The 16,304-nt window shown below is 65.5% G+C and carries 15 protein-coding genes; 9 read left to right on the top strand and 6 right to left on the bottom strand.

Features of this window, described 5'->3' with window-relative positions:
- Positions 1 to 280: 280 nt before the first annotated feature.
- From AC3EC3_RS15460 to AC3EC3_RS15430, 7 genes are read left to right on the top strand one after another with little or no spacing between them, the layout of a single operon-like run.
- Positions 281 to 1,108 (top strand): energy transducer TonB, encoded by an 828-nt coding sequence (locus tag AC3EC3_RS15460; protein ID WP_488490491.1) that lies wholly within the window; start codon positions 281 to 283, stop codon positions 1,106 to 1,108.
- 28 nt (positions 1,109 to 1,136) lie between these two features.
- Positions 1,137 to 1,892 carry a PepSY-associated TM helix domain-containing protein gene (locus AC3EC3_RS15455; RefSeq protein ID WP_488490490.1) on the top strand — a complete coding sequence of 252 codons (756 nt, stop codon included), beginning with the start codon at positions 1,137 to 1,139 and terminating at the stop codon, positions 1,890 to 1,892.
- A gap of 27 nt (positions 1,893 to 1,919) precedes the next feature.
- Positions 1,920 to 2,429 (top strand): DUF2271 domain-containing protein, encoded by a 510-nt coding sequence (locus AC3EC3_RS15450; protein WP_488490489.1) that lies wholly within the window; start codon positions 1,920 to 1,922, stop codon positions 2,427 to 2,429.
- Positions 2,430 to 2,440: 11 nt separating this feature from the next.
- On the top strand, positions 2,441 to 3,265 hold the full coding sequence (locus AC3EC3_RS15445; RefSeq protein WP_488490488.1) for a DUF4198 domain-containing protein: 825 nt from the start codon (positions 2,441 to 2,443) through the stop codon (positions 3,263 to 3,265).
- Positions 3,266 to 3,292: 27 nt separating this feature from the next.
- Positions 3,293 to 4,282: an FAD:protein FMN transferase gene (locus AC3EC3_RS15440; RefSeq protein ID WP_488490487.1), complete on the top strand. Its 990-nt coding sequence runs from the start codon at positions 3,293 to 3,295 to the stop codon at positions 4,280 to 4,282.
- Positions 4,283 to 4,337: 55 nt separating this feature from the next.
- A complete protein-coding gene (locus AC3EC3_RS15435) occupies positions 4,338 to 6,533 on the top strand; it encodes a penicillin acylase family protein (RefSeq protein WP_488490486.1) in 2,196 nt (731 codons plus the stop codon).
- A gap of 57 nt (positions 6,534 to 6,590) precedes the next feature.
- Complete coding sequence (locus AC3EC3_RS15430) at positions 6,591 to 7,142, top strand: GreA/GreB family elongation factor (RefSeq protein ID WP_488490485.1); 552 nt, start codon at positions 6,591 to 6,593, stop codon at positions 7,140 to 7,142.
- 8 nt (positions 7,143 to 7,150) lie between these two features.
- On the opposite strand, the gene AC3EC3_RS15425 is transcribed toward AC3EC3_RS15430, so the two are convergent.
- On the bottom strand, positions 7,151 to 8,851 hold the full coding sequence (locus tag AC3EC3_RS15425) for an FUSC family protein (RefSeq protein WP_488490484.1): 1,701 nt from the start codon (positions 8,849 to 8,851) through the stop codon (positions 7,151 to 7,153).
- Positions 8,852 to 9,173: 322 nt separating this feature from the next.
- Between AC3EC3_RS15425 and AC3EC3_RS15420 the strand changes: the two genes are divergently transcribed.
- Entirely contained in the window at positions 9,174 to 9,812 is a 639-nt protein-coding gene (locus AC3EC3_RS15420; protein WP_488490483.1) for a hypothetical protein, read from the top strand.
- Here AC3EC3_RS15420 and AC3EC3_RS15415 read toward each other — a convergent pair.
- The 3 genes from AC3EC3_RS15415 to AC3EC3_RS15405 all read right to left on the bottom strand — a co-directional run bounded on the left by AC3EC3_RS15415 (position 9,809) and on the right by AC3EC3_RS15405 (position 12,542).
- Complete coding sequence (locus AC3EC3_RS15415) at positions 9,809 to 10,393, bottom strand: DedA family protein (RefSeq protein WP_488490482.1); 585 nt, start codon at positions 10,391 to 10,393, stop codon at positions 9,809 to 9,811. The genes AC3EC3_RS15420 and AC3EC3_RS15415 overlap by 4 nt on opposite strands.
- Positions 10,394 to 10,461: 68 nt before the next feature.
- Positions 10,462 to 11,943 (bottom strand): DUF4403 family protein, encoded by a 1,482-nt coding sequence (locus tag AC3EC3_RS15410; protein ID WP_488490481.1) that lies wholly within the window; start codon positions 11,941 to 11,943, stop codon positions 10,462 to 10,464.
- 389 nt (positions 11,944 to 12,332) lie between these two features.
- Positions 12,333 to 12,542: a hypothetical protein gene (locus AC3EC3_RS15405; RefSeq protein WP_488490480.1), complete on the bottom strand. Its 210-nt coding sequence runs from the start codon at positions 12,540 to 12,542 to the stop codon at positions 12,333 to 12,335.
- A 149-nt stretch (positions 12,543 to 12,691) separates the two neighbouring features.
- Here AC3EC3_RS15405 and AC3EC3_RS15400 point away from each other — a divergent pair, with 149 nt between their 5' ends.
- A complete protein-coding gene (locus AC3EC3_RS15400; protein ID WP_488490479.1) occupies positions 12,692 to 13,357 on the top strand; it encodes a DUF1345 domain-containing protein in 666 nt (221 codons plus the stop codon).
- Positions 13,358 to 13,402: 45 nt separating this feature from the next.
- On the opposite strand, the gene AC3EC3_RS15395 is transcribed toward AC3EC3_RS15400, so the two are convergent.
- Positions 13,403 to 13,744, bottom strand: a complete 342-nt coding sequence (locus AC3EC3_RS15395; RefSeq protein WP_488490478.1) for a DUF2322 family protein — start codon at positions 13,742 to 13,744, stop codon at positions 13,403 to 13,405.
- Positions 13,745 to 13,823: 79 nt separating this feature from the next.
- Positions 13,824 to 16,217: a bifunctional diguanylate cyclase/phosphodiesterase gene (locus AC3EC3_RS15390; protein WP_488490477.1), complete on the bottom strand. Its 2,394-nt coding sequence runs from the start codon at positions 16,215 to 16,217 to the stop codon at positions 13,824 to 13,826.
- Between the last annotated feature and the right edge of the window lie 87 nt (positions 16,218 to 16,304).

The following is a 16,304-nucleotide window of genomic DNA, read 5'->3' as shown; positions in this document are numbered from 1 at the left end:
AGACCGCCACTGTAGCGTGGGCTTGAAGTGGCGCCGCCTTGATGGATAGCGATTCTCGATCTTGCGATTGACGCATTTTGTCATGAATAAACGTCATTCGCGTATCGTATTCGAGCGACGACATCGTGAAATTCATGTAAATTATTGATTTTGAACACTTTAGTTAAGTGTAGCAAACCCCTTACAAACTTTTGTTGCTCTTGCCTCGCAGCACCATTGCTGATACCGGCTAATGCGACTGCCTCGCATTAGAGTCAGGGGCAACAGGAGCACGATCGCAATGGAAGCGAGCCTTTATAACGGGGCTTATGGCGCGCGCGATGACATCGATGCGAGCGGCAAGTCACAGGGTTTGCGCCGGATCATGTTCGAGGATTCAGCGACAGAGCCATCCATGAGCAATGCTGGTCGTGCTGCGGATCTGGCTACAGCGTCCGTGTCCGCCAACACCGGTTATCACGGCGCGACACTCAACTGGCGCGCGCTCGGCATCGCTGCCGCCGTCCATGTCGCGGCCTTCATCGTGCTCGTGACGATCGGCGTGGTCGGGCCAGCCGCGGCCCATCACAAGAAACTGACGACGTTCGACATCACCTCGCCGCCGCCTCCACCGCCGTCGCCCACCAAACAGGTGCCCGACCAGACCGAGCCGCAGCTGATCCAGACACCTGAAGTGAAGACGCAGGTCGTCGCGATCAAGCCGATGATCGAGCTGCCCAGCACGGCGCCCGCGCTTTCCGTTACGCCACCGGCTCCGCCCGCACCGCCGGTCGCCGTCGTGGCGGCCCCACCGGCACCGCCGGCGCCTCCCGCCCCGCCAGCCCCGATCACGCCACCGGACTTCTCCGCTGCCCAGCTGGGCAATGCCGGGCCCAAATACCCTTACGAGGCACGCCACAGCCACCATCAGGGCACTGTGCTGCTCAAGGTTCTGGTGACGGCGGGCGGCAAGGCCGGGCAGGTCAAGATCAGCCATTCGAGCGGCTTCGACGAACTCGATCAGGCCGCAATCAAGGCGGTTTCCGCCTGGCGCTTCGCCCCTGCCAAGCAGGCGGGCAAGCCCGTCGATGCCTGGGTGATCGTGCCCGTCGGCTTCTCGCTCGCCTGACCTGAACCGAACAACCACGATGCATGACATGACCACTTCAGACAGTGCGGGCCGTACCGCGCACCCCATCGCCGCGCCTGCCGCGGCAATTACCAACGCCGCGCCTGCCACTGCAACCTCCAGCGCCGCAGCAACCACCGGCGGCGCCGCGCCGGGCCGCCGCAAGGGAGGCTGGACGCGCGGCTTCTGGCTGCGCCAGCTGCACACTTGGCACTGGGTCAGCTCGGCGCTGTCGCTGATGGCGCTGTTCCTGTTCGTCGCCACCGGCTTCACCCTGAACCACGCGGGCGATATCCTCGCCAAGCCCAAGGTCGTCGACGGCTCCGGCCAGCTCGCCCCCGCGTTCATCGCGCTGCTCGCCAAAGGTCCCGGCGATGGCGCCAAGGTTCCCGTGCCCATCGCCGTGCGCGACGAGCTGGCGCGCCAGAGCAAGATGTCGATCCCGGCGGACACGGCAGCGGAATGGTCTTCGGACGAGGTCTACCTCGCCATGCCGCGCCCCGGCGGCGATGCCTGGATCAGCGTCGAGCGCGGCGACGGCGCGATCAGTTGGGAGACCACCGATCAGGGCTGGATCGCCTACTTCAACGATCTTCACAAGGGCCGCAACGCCGGTTGGGTCTGGCACTGGTTCATCGACGGGTTCGTGATTTCCGCGCTGGTCTTCGTGGGCACCGGCTTTGCCCTGCTGTGGATGCACGGCCGACACCGCCCCTCGACCTGGCCACTGACCGGCCTGGGTCTGCTGATCCCCTTCATCCTCGCCCTGTTCTTCATTCACTGAGTTCGTCATTCACTAGGGAGCACACGCATGCGCAAGACTTCGCTGCTGGTACTGACCGGCGCTGCGACCACTATCGCCGCACCGGCCATGGCCGACACCATCGACCTCACGGTCACTCTCCCGCGCCCGAGCGTGGCCGAGTACCACCGCCCCTACGTGGCGATCTGGCTCGAAGGCGCGACCGGCCAGCCATTCAAGACGCTCGCCGTGTGGTACGACAGCGACAACCGCGAAGGCCATGGCACCAAGTGGCTTTCCGACATGCGCACCTGGTGGCGCAAGGGCGGTCGCAGCGCGCAGATCGACGGCATTTCCGGCGCCACCCGCGCGCCCGGCCCGCAGAAGCTGACCATTCCCGCCGCTGCCCTGCGCGGCCTGCCGGGTGGCCAGTACAAGCTGACGGTCGAGGCCGCGCGCGAATCCGGCGGGCGTGAGAGCGTCACCGTTCCCGTCACGCTGGGCGGCAAGCGCCCTGCCACCGCCTCGGCCAAGGGCGCGACCGAAATCGGCACCGTCACTGCATCCGTGAAGCCCTGAAAGGACACTTTGTGAACACTCGTCTCCGTTCCACCCTGCTCGCGGTCCCCGCGCTTCTTGCCCTTGCCGCGCCCGCCACGGCTTTTGCGCATAGCCAGTGGCTGCTGCCCTCCGAAACCACGTTCTCGGGCGACGAAGCCTGGGTTTCGATTGACGCCGCCGTCTCCAGCGAACTGTTCATCTCGAACTTCCATTCGCTCGATCCGCAGAACTTCACGGCCACCGGTCCCGATGGCCAGAGCGTTCCCATCGAGAACGCCGTCAAGGGTCAGGTCCGCTCGATGTTCGAGGTTCACCTGACCAAGCCCGGCACTTATCGCATCGGTTCGACCAGCACCGGCGTGTTCGGCGGCTACACCCTGAACGGCGAGAAGAAGCGCCTGCCGCGCGGCGTCACGGCCGACAAGATCGCCTCGCTGATCCCGCAGGGTGCAACCGACGTGCAGCTGCGCGAGAACCAGTCCACCAACCAGGTCTTCGTGACGCTGGGCGTGCCCGACAATGCCGTGTTCAAGCCCACCGGCAAGGGTCTTGAGATGGTCCCCGTCACCCATCCTGACGACCTTGTCGCCAACGAGCCGGGCGTGTTCACGTTCCTCGTCGATGGCCAGCCCGCAGCGGGCCTGAAGGTCTCCGTCACCAAGGACGACCGCTGGGCTGCCTCGCCGATCAAGCAGGACATCACCACCGATGCCAAGGGACAGGCCAAGGTCACATGGTCGGGGCCGGGCATGTACTGGATGGAAGCGCGCGCCAGCGACAACAAGGTCTCGATCCCCGGCGCGACCGATCGCGGCCTGAGCTACGTCGCAACGCTCGAAGTGCAGGCGCCGTAAGCCAGCCTTGCATAGAGCCAACCGACGATGACCGACGAAGACGCCCGCCTCGCCATCCCGCCGCTCGATGCGGCACGGATCGCCAGACCCTTGCGCGGCGGCAGGGTCTTCGACTTCGGCGGACGGACCATGGGAACCACATGGTCCGTCCGCATGGTCGCGCTGGATGTCAGCGCGATCCCTTCGCTGCGTTCCGCTGTGCAGGCGGCGCTGGACGCCGTGGTCGCGCAAATGAGCCAGTGGGAGCCCTCCTCCGACCTCTCGCAGTTCAATCGCGCCGGCGCGGGCACGCAGCATCAAGTTCCCCAGGGCTTCGCCTCCGTTCTGACCGAAGCGATCGCCATCGCCGACATGACCGAAGGCGCGTTCGATCCCGCACTGGGCGCCGCCAGCGAGGCGTGGGGCTTCGGCGCCTCGGCGCCCTCGGTGCTGCCGGAGACGGCATTGGCACCGCGCGCCCGGCCATCGATCGACTTCGATCCGGAAACCCGCGTGCTACGGCAGCCCGGCGGGCTTCAGCTCGATTTCAGTGCCATCGCCAAGGGCTTTGGCGTCGATGAGGCCGCGCGCGTGCTCGGCGAGGCGGGTGTGACCTCCTGCCTTGTCGAAGTGGGGGGCGAGTTGCGCGGCACCGGTGTGCGGCCCGACCTGCAACCCTGGTGGGTGGCGCTCGAAGACCCGCCGGGCGGCCTGTTCCTGCCGCTGCATATCGCGCTGCCCGACGGGGCCGTGGCCACCAGCGCGGATTATCGGCGCTATCACGATCTGGGCGAAGTGCGGCTCGGCCACACGCTCGATCCGCAAACCGGCGCGCCGGTTCGGCAGGGCGCGGAATCGGTCAGCGTCCTCGCCCCCACCGCCATGCGCGCCGATGCCCTTGCCACCGCGCTGATGGTGATGGGTGCCGATGCCCCGCTGTTCGCCGCCCATCACGGCATCGCAGCGCGCATCATCCTGCTCGAAGACAATATGCTGCGCGAATACCTCTCCCCTGCGCTGAAGGCGATGCTGAGCTAAGCGTCGGCGTTCCCCGCTTGCCAGCTTCGGCCTTGCCCGATAGCCCTTGCAAACGATGATCGCACGCCGCTTCACCCGCCCGCTCCTGCTCGCCGCCTCCGCGATGGTATGCAGCCTCACCTCTCCCGCCTCCGCCGCATCGGGAGAGCAGGCGCGCTGGCAGGCGCAAGCCGCGCGCGTCACCATCACCCGTGACGACTGGGGCATCGCCCACGTCCATGGGCGCAGCGATGCCGATGCCGTGTTCGGGGCGATCTATGCGCAGGCCGAGGACGACTTCCCCCGGATCGAGGCCAACTATCTCACCGCGCTGGGCCGCACGGCGGAAGCCGAAGGCGAGACGGCGATCTGGCAGGATCTGCGCCAGCGGCTCTATGTCGATCCTGCGCAGTTGCAGGCGCAATACCGTCAGAGCCCGGCGTGGCTGCGCGCGCTGATGGACAGCTGGGCGGACGGGCTCAATTACTACCTCGCGACCCACCCGAACGTGCATCCTCGGGTGCTGACGCATTTCGAGCCCTGGATGGCGCTGTCCTTCACCGAAGGCAGCATCGGCGGCGATATCGAGCGGATCTCGCTCACCCAGCTTCAGAGCTTCTACGAAAAGCGCCCGATCGCGCTGACCGCGCTGGAAACAGGCGCCGTGAAGCGCGAGCCGAGCGGCTCGAACGGCATCGCCATCGCGCCGAAGAACACGGCTGACGGCCACGCGCTGCTGCTCATCAACCCGCACACCAGCTTCTATTTCCGTTCCGAACTGCAGATGACCAGCGATGCCGGGCTGAACGCCTACGGCGCCAGCACCTGGGGCCAGTTCTTCATCTATCAGGGCTTCAACCCGAAGATCGGCTGGATGCACACCTCTTCGGGCATCGACAATATCGACGAGTTCGAGGAGACTATCGAGCACAAGGGCAGCAAGCTGTTCTACCGCTACGGCTCCGAACTGCGCCCGATCGCCCAGAGCACCGTCACGCTGTCCTATCGCAAGGTCGATGGCACGATGGCCCGGCGCACCTTCCCGGTCTATCGCACGCGCCACGGCCCCATCGTCGCCGAGCGGGGCGGCAAGTGGGTGGCCGAGGCCCTGATGTGGAAGCCGATCCCCGCGCTCGAACAGAGCTGGCTGCGCACCCGTGCCGACGATCTGGCAAGCTATCTCAAGATCGCGGACCTCAAGGCTAATTCCTCGAACGACACGATCTTCGCCGATGCCAAGGGCGAGATCGCCTATCTTCACCCCCAGTTCGTACCCGTGCGTGACGACGCGTTCGACTATCGCGATCCGGTGGACGGCGCGAACCCCGCCACCGACTGGAAAGGCCTGACCCCGCTGGACGCGCTGCCCAAGGCCATCGATCCCGCCGTCGGCTGGGTCCACAACACCAACGACTGGCCGTGGGATGCAGCAGGCCCGGACAGCCCGAAGGCGGCGGACTTTCCGCGCTACATGGATCAGGCAGGCGCCAACTATCGCGGCGTCCACGCCGACGAAGTGCTCATGGGCAAGCATGATTTCACACCGCAGCGCCTGATCGCCGCCGCCTTCGACAGCCACCTGCCCGCCTTCGCGATGCTGATGCCGCAACTGATCGCCGACTACGACGCGCTGGCCGCCAGCGACCCGAAGAAAGCCGCGCTGGCCGAGCCCATCGAACGCCTGCGCCGCTGGGATCAGCGATGGGGCTATGCCTCGCAGGAAACCACGCTGGCGGTGTTCTGGGGCGATACGCTGGGCGATGCCTTGCGCGCCAAGGCCCGCGCCGCGCGCATGCAGCTGCCGGACTACATCGCGAAGGAAACGACAGCCGAAGTGCGCCTTGCCGCGCTTCAGGCCACCGTCGAACGGCTCACCAGAGATTTCGGGACATGGAAAGTCGCATGGGGAGGCGTCAACCGCTTCCAGCGGCTCGACGACGCCATCGCGCCGCATTTCGACGATGCGAAACCCAGCCTGCCGGTGCCGTTTGTCTCCTCGGTCTGGGGCTCGCTCGCCTCGTTCGGCGCGAAGACGTACCCGAACACCCGGAAATACTACGGCACCAGCGGCAACAGCTTCGTCGCGGTTGTCGAATTCGGCCCGAAAGTCCGCGCGTGGGCGGTGACGGCAGGCGGCGAGAGCGGCGATCCGGCCTCGCCCCACTTCGACGACGAGGCCCAGCTATACGCCGAAGGCAAGCTGCGGCCTGTCTATTTCTGGCCCGAAGACCTCGCCGGGCATGTCGAAAAGGTCTATCGTCCGGGTCTTTGATCCAAGGCTCTCCATCAAGGCGAGCATTACGAACGAGTACCTGATGAGTATCGCAGCATGAGCGTCGCGTTTCGGCGCGATGGCGATGAGGAGCACCTCGAACCCACGTTCGAGATCCCGATCCCGCCCGGCCCCAACCTTGTCACCGCCTATGGACTGACGCTGATAGAAGCGCGGTTGAATGCGCTTGAAACAGCCTTGAAAGCCCTTGAGAACGAGGCCGGGATCAAGGCCGCGCGTCGCGAGCACCGCTACTGGAGCACGCGGCAGGCCTCGGCCCGCGTCATGCCCCAACCGGACCTGTCCTGCGTCGCCTTCGGCTGCCGGGTGACGTTCGCGCTGAAAGGCCGGACGCGCACCATCGCCATCGTCGGGCATGACGAGGCCGATCCGGCGTCAGGCAGGCTGGCCTTCTCCGCCCCGCTGCCGCGCGCGATGATGGAAGCCGAGATCGGCGAGCGTGTGGACTTCGGCGGTCAGGCGGAGGCGATCGAAATTCTGGAGATCCTGCCGCTTGGAGCGGTTTCCGATCCAGCCGCACTGGATCAACCGCCCCAAGCTTCTGATTTACCGCATGTTCCGAGTCATCAGGTGATTCCACCTGATTAGAAAATGCTCTAACCGGTAACTTTATCATGCCAGCGCGCAGCGGCCTTCCCGGCGAGGCGACGTGCTTCGGCAAGGCCTTGCGCCTCCTGCGTGGAAATCGCGGCGCCGAATATATGCCCCGGCATGTGCGCGGCCATTTCCGCCTCGATGGAGGCGAGCCCTGCCGCGCGACGCGCCGAGGTGACTTTCGCCGGATCTCCGGTCTCGATGGCTTCGAGATAGGCCCGATTCGCCGCCACCGCCTCCGCGATGCGCGATGCCAGCGACGGCCCACCGCGAGGCGAGAACACCAGCACGGAGGCAATCGCCGCGACACTGCCGACCACATTGTCCAGAATGCGCATTCCGGCGAGCCCTTCGGCGGGATGCAGCGTGTGCATGACCAGCACGAAGATCACGCTCAGGAAGGCCACAAAGATCGTGTAGTTCACGCTGCGCAGCGCGATCGTCGCCAGTGTTCCGCCAAGGACCAGCCCGGCCACGACCGCAGGCGCCTCCAGCCACGGAAGCAGCAGCGAGGCGACGGCACCGCCCGCCACCGATCCAAGGATGCGCTCCACCCCGCGCGCCACGCTCATACGGCGGACCGGGTGCAGCACCACGATCACCGCCATCGCCGCCCAATAGGGATAGCCGAGCCCCAGCGCATGCGCCGTTGCCGTGACGATCGCCACGACAGCGGCAATTCGCAGGGCATGAAGGACCGTGCGTTTCAGGCGATGCCCGTCAGCAGCAGGCGTTGGCACTAGCGATTCAGATGCCGTCGCAGCGCCACGCCCCCCGGTCATGGCCTCCAGCGCCGAATCGATGGCACGGAAGGCACCGGCCTCACTTGCCGAGCCATGCTGCACGGTGACGGCTTCCTGCGGCTGGACCGCACCGCCACGCCGCAACTGCCGCGCGATACCGGCGAGACGGCCGCCAATATCCCGGAGCCCCAACCATACCGCTGGATCCCCGGAACGCCGGTGATCCAGCGCCAGCAGGGCATGAAACACTTCATCGGCCGATACCAGCGCCCGCCGCACGATCATCGCCCAGAGGCCCTGCACGTTCGCGACCTGCATTTCCGCGCGCTCGATGGCTGCGCGCACCGCGCGGCGGTGCTGGCTGTACTGTACGGCCTGCTGGTGTGCTTCACCTACCTCGCCAGAGGCGATGTCAAACGCCATGTCGGAAAGCCGGGCGAACACCGCCGAGACCGCCTGCCGTGCCGGACGACTGACATCGCCCCGCCACAAGCCCTCGATCACCACCATCGCCCAGAGGCTTCCGCCGAGGAACATGTCGCCAAGCATTGCCGCGTCGATCGCATGGTGCGGATACCCACCCGCGACCACGGCGACCACCGCCAGCAGTGTCGCCACCAACCCAGCCGCAGGGCGATAGTAGGGCAGCAATCCACAAAGGAAGACGAGCAGCGGCCCCGCCACAATCGCACACACCATTCCCAGCCCCGCAAGCCACGAAGCCAGAAACGCGACGACTGCGCCCGGCAAGGCAAAAAGCGCGGAAAGCCCGATACGGCGCTTCAGCGGCCCGCCGCTGTCGGCAAGACAAGTCCAGAAGGCCGCGAAAATCGCCCAGCCAAGCTCGCTGCGCCCCGTGGCAAGCAGCAGCATCAGAGGCAAAGCCACGACGAAAGCGGCGCGCGCGCCGTCTTCCCAGTTCACCAGTTCAGGTGAAAGCCCGATGGCATGCAGTTCCATCCAGCGCGACAGACCACGCCCTTTATGTGCAAGGCTCGACCCGGAACGATCACCCACGACGAAGATATCTCATAAATAGCGGCACATGCATGGCCCAGGGAACGCGGATGGCAGCCTCACAGCTTTGAGGAGTGCCGACGAGCGGCAGCAAAGAGGCTCTGCCATATCGACAGCCCCTGCCGCAACATGCCGTGACGTTATCTGTTCGTTGTCATGGCACGACACCATTCAGCCCTCGGAAAGCGATCCACGCGCAGGGCGCTGGCGTAGTCCGGCGACATAGGCCATTCTGCCGAGGCTACGCCAAGGAGCGCGCAAGACGATGAGTGCAGGAACCGGCAACGATACGGCGAGCCGTCGCCGCTGGATCACCTTCGGCGAGATCGTCGCGGTGATCGCGCTGGTAATCTCGGGGCTGACCCTGTGGAACAACTGGAGCCAGCGCAGCGACGATGAAGCCGACAAGGCAGCCGTCGCGGAACAGGCCTCCACCCGCGCGGGCACGCTGGTCCTGAGCGCTTCGGGCGCCGGCAGCGATCGGCTGACCCTGCGCCCGGTGTCCGCCGATCAGGCGGTGCAGAGCCAGGAAATCGCCTTCCCCTCCGCGCTCGACCTCACCCCCGCCAGCACCACCGGCGAGCCGCGCATCGAGGCATCGTGGTTCGAAAGCGCGCTCAAGCAGGCGCGTGACAAGGCAGGCCTCCCCGACGACAGCCGCGGCGACGAGCGCCTGCCGGTGGTCATCACCACGCAGTACATGGTCGATGGCAAGCCGTTCGAAAACGTCTCGCTCTATGACGTGGGCTATACGATCACCGGGCGCTGGTTCGCCGGACACAGTCTGAAACTGCGCGGCCTTTCCTTCGTGGGTTCGACCACCACCGCCAAGGCGCTGCCGCGCCTCGATGCTCGCTGGAAGACGATGCTGGCATCGCAGGGCGAGAAAAAGAAGGAGGCTTAGGCTTCCCTGCGTTCACGTCGGCGCTTGCGCCAGCGCATCGCCAGCGTGCCGAGGCCTGCGAGCGCCGCGACGCCGAGCAGGATCGGCACGACCGAGCGCAGCCGCCCGAAGGCCGCCTGTATCGCCTGCCCGAAGCAATAGCCGAGCCCCACGAAGATCGCGCCCCACACCAGCGCGGCAATCAGGTTCACCAGCAGGAACGTGCGCGCGCGGATCTTGGTCGTGCCGATCGCTAGCGGACTGACCGTGCGCAGACCAGTGAGGAAACGAAAGCCGAACACGAAGCGCAAGGGGTAACGCTCGAACACCGAGAGCGCCTTGGCGAAGACCGCCTTCTCCTGCATGCGCTGCACGAACGGGTGGTGGCGAAAGCAGCGGCCGAGCAGGAAGAAGCCCTGATCGACCACGAACGATCCCAGCGAAGCCGCCAGCAGCGCGGGGCCGAGCGAGAGCGTGCCCCGGTGGGCCAGAATGCCGCCCATCACCGCTGCCGTTTCACCCTCGATACCGGACCCGAGGAACACGGCGGGCAATCCGTAAGTCGCGATGATCTGGTCGATGGAAATGCGAAATCCTTTCAAATCGTCTGGCCGATGTCCCCTAGGGTCAGGGCCCTAGCGCGACACGCCTGAACGACACCCGATCAGCGTCACTTCGCCACCGTGACCGATGCTTCGCCCGTGGCGCGTACCGGCAGGTAGAGCCCCTGCCCCGAGGCCGCGATCGTGCCGGTCTGGGTTGCAGTGATACGCGAGCGGATCAGCAGATCCCCTTCGCGCTTTTCGGCAATGGCCTTGCCGATCTTGCCCAGCAGCTGGTCGTAATCGTGCTCGAAGTTCTGCGTCAGTCCCGCCGCGATCGTGGCGTTGAGGCCACTGGCATTGGCGAGCCGCAGGATAAGATCGCCGCCGGTCATGTCGGTGGTCCCGGTAACGGCGAGGTTCTCGAAGCCCACTTTTCGCGAATTGGGCGCATTCACCGGTTTGCCCGCCAGCCACACGGTGCCGCGCGTACCGCCCAGCCGTCCGGCAGCATCGTGGGCCTCGAACGTCACGCCCACCGCGATCCGCGCCTGCGTGGTGCCGTAGATCGTGACTTTGGTGAATTTCGCCATCACGTCTCCCACGCCGGGCACCGTGAACGGGCGGGCGGAACGCTTGACCAGCGCCTTCATCAGCACCGGTTCCAGTTCGTGGTAGTCGGCGATCACGGGAATGAAGAACGAAAGCTGCCCCGCCTGCCCCTCCAGCGCCTTGACCTGCGGCAGCGGCGTCGGCTGCGGGTCGGCGGGCTTGTTGCCCACGAAAGTCTCGGTCACGGCCTTGAGGCCCAGGTTCATCACCAGCCGGTTGCCGCGCACCTCATAACCGCCGTATTCCAGCGCCTTGGGCGTCACGCGCATCCATACCGGCGGATTTTCGCGATTGAGGGAGAGCGTGGTGAATGCGCCCGCCCATGCCTTGCCCACCTGATCGCGCAACGCCAGCTTGCCGAGTTGGCCCGGCAGTTCACGCTCCAGTTTGGCGATCACCGGGGCGAGCTTCTGATTGGCCTGCTCGGTGAAGTCGATCCGCTGGCCGAGGAAGTCCATGTGCGGCGAATTGGTCCAGTCGTAGCGGATGTTCACCGTGCCGCGCGGCGTCCAGTCGGGCGCGAGCGAAAGGGCGATCTCGGCGCGCGCGGTGGCATCCGCCGTCGCCGTTTCCTGACTGAGCACCCCGCCGATGTCCTGTGCATGCACCACCGCATGGATCGGCATCGTCAGCACGATGGTATGGCCGGCCCCCGAGAGCGTCATGCCGCCGCGCTTGACCTCGCCGACGATATCGCACTTCAGCTTGGGGGTTTTCAACTTGGCGATGCCGAGGTCGACCTCTTTCGCCTTCACACAAGTCTGGTCGGGCTTTTCGATGGTGTAGAGCGTGCGCGGCACCTGCGCTTCCAGTGTCGCCGCCAGCGCTGTCAGATCCGCCTGCACCGGCACCGCGATGGTCGAAGGCTGGGCCTCGATATCGAAGCGGTCCTGTGCCCTGGGAGGCGCGCCCTCGTTGTGCCGCGTCTGGCATCCCGCCAGCAGCGCCAGCACACCTGTCACGACAACCAGACGCCCGATATCACGCGATTTCTGCATGCTAGGGTCAGGCCCCCTTACTCGCACCGTCGAGGCGCACGAATGGCGAACATATCGGGCCAAATCGCCCGCCGGGAAGGCTGGTTGCCTTTCCAAGGGCGATTTGGTTCGAGATGGAAGCCATTCGGGCGTCCCGCAGGGATTTGACCAAAATGGCCCGGCACTTCGTCGGAAAATCTTGAAATATCGGCATATTACTGCGCCTTCCCTCCTTGTGCTGAGCCATTTTGCTTCAAACCTCGACGATGCGAGTAAGGGGGCCTGACCCTAGATCAACCCTCACGCCCTATCCACGGCCCGCACCGTGGGGGAGTAAGCGCCGGGCGCCCGGATCGGTTCCAGAGTACCGGAAAGGCCCCGCATTTACGCAAGGGGCCTTTCCGATCCGATCAGCACTTGGTGAACTTGCCCTTGTTCGGACCCGAAGCCACACGGCACTTGCCGTCCTTGCCCTTCACCACGTTCTTGGCGACCGTCTTCTTCATGACGGGCGGGCATTTGACGAACTTGCCCTTGGCATCCTTGCACGGCGCGGCGAGCGTCGGCGTGGCAGCGATCATGCCGGCCAGAGCCACAGCGGTCATCAGCTTGCGAATCATTGTCACTTCTCCTGTTTGGCGCCCCAAGCACGTCATAGCCCCCTCGCGCCTTTCACCAAAGTGAACACAAGCTTTCCCGAAAAATGGTGCGCCTGCATGGCTGCCAGATTTCGCAAGACCGCGTCGCACGGCCCGCTATAGTGCGGGCAATGGCTCTTCATCTTGGCAATCGTCTGGCGCCCGTGCGCTTTCTCGTGTTCGCGGCTTTGCTGGCAGGCGGCATTCCTGCGCTCGCCCCGCTACTGGGCTGGCGCCATGCGATGATGGCCGGCTTCGATGTGGCCTCTGCGGTGTTCCTGCTGTCCAGCTGGCCGCTGCTGCAATGCACCGAGGCCGACCGGATGCGCCGCTTCGCGCGGGAGAACGACGCCAACCGTACCCTGTTGCTGGCCGTGACCGGCGCGGTCTCGCTGGTGGTGCTGATCGCGGTGTTTTCCGAGCTGCAAGACAAGGGCACCCTGCGGGCCGCCGCGATGGCGCTGGTGATCGTCACGCTGGCGCTGGCGTGGATGTTCTCGAACATGGTCTACGCGCTGCACTACGCGCACCTGTTCTATATCCGCATCGACACCAACGGCGACGGCAAGGGGGACGAGGACTGCCGGGGCCTCGACTTTCCCGGCACGCATGAGCCGACATACTGGGATTTCGTCTACTTCAGCTTCACACTGGGGATGACGTTCCAGACCTCGGACGTGGCGATGACCTCCACCCCGGTCCGGCGCGTCGCCACGATCCACTGCCTCGCCGCCTTCGTGTTCAACCTGGGCGTGCTGGCCTTCACGATCAACGTGCTGGGCGGCGGGGGAAGCTGACCGTCCGGCCGGGCCGCGACCCTGCGCGCCCCGGCTTCACCCGATTTACGCCGCTGCGACCGTCTTCACGGCCAGCGCCTCGCCCCCTGCGGCAATCGCCAGCAGGCGGTCGATGTTGGGATGGGCGCCGGGGCGCGCCTGCGCATCGGGCACATGCTCGGCGAAGACCAGCAGGCCATGCGCCGCCGCCTGCGCGTCCACGGCGTCAAAGGCCTGCGCAAGATAGTTATAGACCGCGAGCGAGCCTTGCTGGCCGGGCTGGTTGGCAATGCTCGCCACGACACTGCCATCCACCGCGACCAGATCGATCCGGTCCAGACCGGCAATGGACGGCAATGCCTGAAGGTTGTCCTTGAAGCTCGCGCCCGGTTCGATCGTGGTCAACATGAAAAAGAGTCCTGAAATTGCCTGTCTCGCCGCGCTCATACAGCTTCGGCGATCGGGGGCAATTCCACAAACGCCGCTTTCAGGCCGCCTTGCCCTCGCTGCTGTCGGCAAAAGTTTCCTCGGGAAACTCGACCGGCTGCCCATAGAGGAAGCCCTGCGCGTGCAGGCAGCCCTCGTCGAGCACCTGCTGGCGCTGCGCCTCGGTCTCGATCCCCTCGGCCACCACCGGCATCGACAGGCTGCGCCCGATCCCCACGATCGCCCGCACGATCGAGCGCGCCGCCTCGTCGCTGGCCATGTTGGCAACGAAGCTGCGGTCGATCTTGATCTTGTCGAACGGGAAGCTCTGGAGGTTGCTGAGCGAGGAGTAACCCGTGCCGAAATCATCCATGACGATCCGCACGCCGTGCCGCTTGAGCGCCAGCAGCACCCGCAGCGTCTCGTCCCGGTTTTTCATCAGCGCGGTCTCGGTCACTTCCAGTTCGAGCCGCTCGGGCGGCAGGCCCGCAGAGCGCAGCGCGGCCAGCACCGTGTGCTCGAAATTGGCGACCTGCAACTGCACCGGCGAGACGTTGACCGCCAGACGCAGCGGCTCGGCCCAGCGCGCGGCATCGCGGCAGGCCCGGCGGAGCACCCATTCGCCAATGGTGATGATCGCCCCGGTCTCCTCGGCCATCGGCACGAAGACTTCCGGCTCCACCGAGCCTCGTTCCGGATGATCCCAGCGCAGCAGCGCCTCATATCCAGTCGGATTGCCTTCGCGCGTGGTGACGAGCGGCTGATAGGCGAGATAGAGCTGCCCTTCCGCAAGCGCTGAACGCAGATCGCTTTCCAGCTGACGGCGAGCCCGCGCGGCGATATCCATCTCCTTGTCGAAGAAGGCCGCCGTGCCCTTGCCCGAAGTCTTCGCGCGATACAGCGCGATATCGGCGGCGTGGCGCAGCGCGGCGGCATCCTGCCCGTCGTGGGGCGACATGGCGACACCGATGCTGACACCCACCGCCATCGGATCATGCGCGGGATCCATCTCGGTACGGAAGGTTTCGAGAATCCGCGCGGACAGCGCACGCGCACCATCCGGTTGGTCCGAAAGGGTCTGGAGAATGACGAACTCGTCACCGCCAATACGCGCGACAGTGTCGCTCTTGCGAACCGAGCGACGCAACATGTCGGCTACCGCACGCAGTACCCGGTCGCCCTCGGCATGGCCAAAAATGTCGTTCACCGCCTTGAACCGATCAAGATCGAGCGCAAGCAACGCGACGGCCTCACCGGTGCGCTCCGCCCGGCGCAGCGCGCGATCAAGCTGTTCCTGGAACATGACGCGATTGGGCAGATCGGTCAGCCCGTCATGGCGTGCGAGATACTCGATCTGGCGGCGTGCCGCCTTGGCCTCGGTCAGATCACGCACCGCGAGCACGGTGGCGGGGCGCCCACGATATTCAATTTCACGTGCGGAAATCTCGAAACTGCGAGGTTCAGGCTCAAGGCCAATCAGGGTTTCGTCAAGTTCGATCGCCGGCGCGGCTTCCTCGTCACGCGGATGTGCCTCGACCGGCTTGTCGCGGTGATGGCCCACTTCCATCCCATCAGCCGCTGCAAGCAGCGTCTCGATATCGCGCCCAACGAAGCCCTCTGCCTTGCCCGGCTCTCCCATGATCGCTGCAAACTGCGCATTCGCCTCGAGGATCTTGCCCCCCCGCAGGATCACAAGCCCTTCCATCGTGGCGGCAGCAAAGCCGCGCAGATCGGTGAGGTAGCGATCCAGCAGCGTGGAGGCGACAGTCAGCAGCACGATCACCATGGTCGTCCCCACGACCGCCGCGATCAGCCAGTCGCGTGAGCCACCATCGGCCACGCGTGGCAAGGTCGGATCATAGATCAGGCTTGTCGCCGACATCGCCGTGAAGTGGAGCGCACAGATCGACAGCAGCGAAGCAAGGCTGGCACCGACCATGCGGGACGCTCCGCGCAAGCGGACGAAGCTGAGAAAAGCGGTGCTGAACAACACGATGGCGACCACCGCCGCGATCGCGACCGCGGTCCAGTCATAAACGATACGTCCCTGCGTCTGCACGGCTGCCATACCGATGAAGTGCATCGCCCCCACTGCGACCGTCGCAGCCGTACCGGCAGCGAGCCAACCGGGAACGGAACGCGTCTCGGTCGAACGCAGGGCAGCCCAGAAGCCGGCCACGGCAACCGCCGCAGAGACCACGGTCGTCGCCGGATCGTAATCCACAGGCAGCGCCCCATGATAGGCGAGCATGCCGACGAAGTGCGTCGCCCAGACGCCCAGCCCTCCGGCAAGGCCTCCAAGGGCGAGCCACGAAGCACGCCGCTCCGGCCCGCACTCCTGCGCGCGACCGAGAGCCAGAAAGAAGGCCAGGCTGGCAACGATCCAGACCATGGCAGCAAGGATCACCACATGGTGATCGTGTTGAGTCCAGACGCAATCGAACACTTGAAACATTCAAGTTCCCCGAATCAGAATTGGTGCGCCCGTTTTTGCTAGAATGGTGCAGATAGCTTAACGAAGCCTCAAGGGAATGCCCATGGG

This window comes from Novosphingobium sp. BAM6 (assembly GCF_057784955.1).
This window is presented reverse-complemented; position numbering and strand designations above follow the sequence as displayed.

What these genes read in the sequence shown, in the direction of transcription:
- AC3EC3_RS15425 (WP_488490484.1), bottom strand. Translation starts at nt 8,851, where the DNA reads ATGGAACTGCATGCCATCGGGCTTTCACCTGAACTGGTGAACTGGGAA.
- AC3EC3_RS15420 (WP_488490483.1), top strand. Translation starts at nt 9,174, where the DNA reads ATGAGTGCAGGAACCGGCAACGATACGGCGAGCCGTCGCCGCTGGATC.
- AC3EC3_RS15390 (WP_488490477.1), bottom strand. Translation starts at nt 16,217, where the DNA reads ATGTTTCAAGTGTTCGATTGCGTCTGGACTCAACACGATCACCATGTG.
- AC3EC3_RS15440 (WP_488490487.1), top strand. Translation starts at nt 3,293, where the DNA reads ATGACCGACGAAGACGCCCGCCTCGCCATCCCGCCGCTCGATGCGGCA.
- AC3EC3_RS15395 (WP_488490478.1), bottom strand. Translation starts at nt 13,744, where the DNA reads ATGTTGACCACGATCGAACCGGGCGCGAGCTTCAAGGACAACCTTCAG.
- AC3EC3_RS15460 (WP_488490491.1), top strand. Translation starts at nt 281, where the DNA reads ATGGAAGCGAGCCTTTATAACGGGGCTTATGGCGCGCGCGATGACATC.
- AC3EC3_RS15405 (WP_488490480.1), bottom strand. Translation starts at nt 12,542, where the DNA reads ATGATTCGCAAGCTGATGACCGCTGTGGCTCTGGCCGGCATGATCGCT.
- AC3EC3_RS15450 (WP_488490489.1), top strand. Translation starts at nt 1,920, where the DNA reads ATGCGCAAGACTTCGCTGCTGGTACTGACCGGCGCTGCGACCACTATC.
- AC3EC3_RS15435 (WP_488490486.1), top strand. Translation starts at nt 4,338, where the DNA reads ATGATCGCACGCCGCTTCACCCGCCCGCTCCTGCTCGCCGCCTCCGCG.
- AC3EC3_RS15430 (WP_488490485.1), top strand. Translation starts at nt 6,591, where the DNA reads ATGAGCGTCGCGTTTCGGCGCGATGGCGATGAGGAGCACCTCGAACCC.
- AC3EC3_RS15455 (WP_488490490.1), top strand. Translation starts at nt 1,137, where the DNA reads ATGACCACTTCAGACAGTGCGGGCCGTACCGCGCACCCCATCGCCGCG.
- AC3EC3_RS15410 (WP_488490481.1), bottom strand. Translation starts at nt 11,943, where the DNA reads ATGCAGAAATCGCGTGATATCGGGCGTCTGGTTGTCGTGACAGGTGTG.
- AC3EC3_RS15400 (WP_488490479.1), top strand. Translation starts at nt 12,692, where the DNA reads ATGGCTCTTCATCTTGGCAATCGTCTGGCGCCCGTGCGCTTTCTCGTG.